This is a genomic window from Hydrogenophaga sp. GW101-3F08 (assembly GCF_059424585.1).
Map to the genome: position 1 here is coordinate 1 of NZ_JBWKZP010000024.1, position 1,374 is coordinate 1,374.

The window sequence follows — 1,374 nt, forward strand, 5'->3', positions numbered from 1 at the left end:
GGGCAGACCATGAGCGAGATCGTCGCCAGCGTGCAGCGGGTGACGGACATCATCGGCGAGATCACGGCGGCGGCGGGTGAACAAAGCGACGGCATCGGGCAGGTCAACACCGCGGTGAACCAGCTCGACCAGATGACGCAGCAGAACGCCGCCTTGGTTGAGCAGAGTGCGGCCGCGGCCGAGAGTCTGAAGGACCAGGCTTCGCGCCTGTCCCAGGTGGTGCAGGTGTTCCGCATCGACGCCGCCGGCACCGCCGCGCCCGCCCCGGTGCGGAGCGCGCCCGCCAAGGTCGCGCCCAGCCCCAAAGCCGCAGCGCCCGCTCTCCGCGAGACCGCGCCCGCGCCAAAACCCCAGACCCAGTTGGAGGCGCCCCGGCGCCCACCCCTGGCCACCACGACCGCTGCCCCCGTCGCCAAGGCCGTTGCGCCCGCCAACGACGCGGGGGAGTGGGAGAGCTTCTGAATCCCGGCAAACGCGCCCCACGAGCCGATTGCTTCCCCCACCGCCCCACAGAGTCCGCAGGTACCGGCCATGTCATTCCATCAACTCAAGATCGGTCACCGGCTTTCATGGGGTTTCGGCAGTGTGGTGGCGCTGCTCGTGGGCGTGGCGGGGCTGGCCTGGTACAGCCTGCAGGCGTCCACGGCGGCCACCACCCGGCTGATGGAGATGGAGCACCGCCTGGCCGTGACCGATGAGTGGCTCGCCAGCACCCGCCTGAACGCCAACCGGGTGATCGCGCTGGCGAAGTCGAACAACCACACCGACGTGGACAGCTATTTCAAACCGCTGATCTCGCAGACCACCGCGCGCATCAACGAACTGCAGAAGACGCTGGAAGCGCAGATCACCAGCGAGCAGGGCAAGGCCCTGCTGGGCGACATCGGGAAGCGGCGCAAGGAATACATCGGCATCCGCGAAACCTTTTTCACCACCTTGCTCGGTGGTGACAGCTTCGAGGCGGACCGCATGCTGGACGCCGAATTGGTGCCCGCGGTCGAGCGGTACATCGCGAGCATGTCCGTGCTGCAGCAGCACGAACGTGAACTGGTGACGGCCGCCAGCGCCGCGGCGGCGGCCACGGTCGTGCGGGAAGAGATCTCCATCCTGGCCCTGGCCACGGTGGCCCTGCTGCTGGCCGTGCTGGTGGCCTGGCGCATCACCCGCTCGATCACCGGGCCGTTGAAGGAAGCGGTGGCGATGGCCACCGCCGTGGCGCAGGGCGACCTCACGCAGCGTGTGCAGTCCCACCGCAAGGACGAGCTCGGCGACCTGCTCAACGCCCTGGAGGCCATGAAGACCTCGCTGCAACAGACCGTGGGCCAGGTGCGCAGCGCCACGGACAGCATCAACACGGCCTCGGCCGAGATTGCC

2 protein-coding genes are annotated in these 1,374 nt (G+C 68.6%); both read left to right on the plus strand.

The window, feature by feature from the left end; genetic code table 11:
- The coding region (locus AC07YZ_RS25430; RefSeq protein WP_494796784.1) for a methyl-accepting chemotaxis protein at positions 1-462 on the plus strand (462 nt) is incomplete at its 5' end.
- A gap of 69 nt (positions 463-531) precedes the next feature.
- The coding region (locus tag AC07YZ_RS25435) for a HAMP domain-containing protein (RefSeq protein WP_494796785.1) at positions 532-1,374 on the plus strand (843 nt) is incomplete at its 3' end.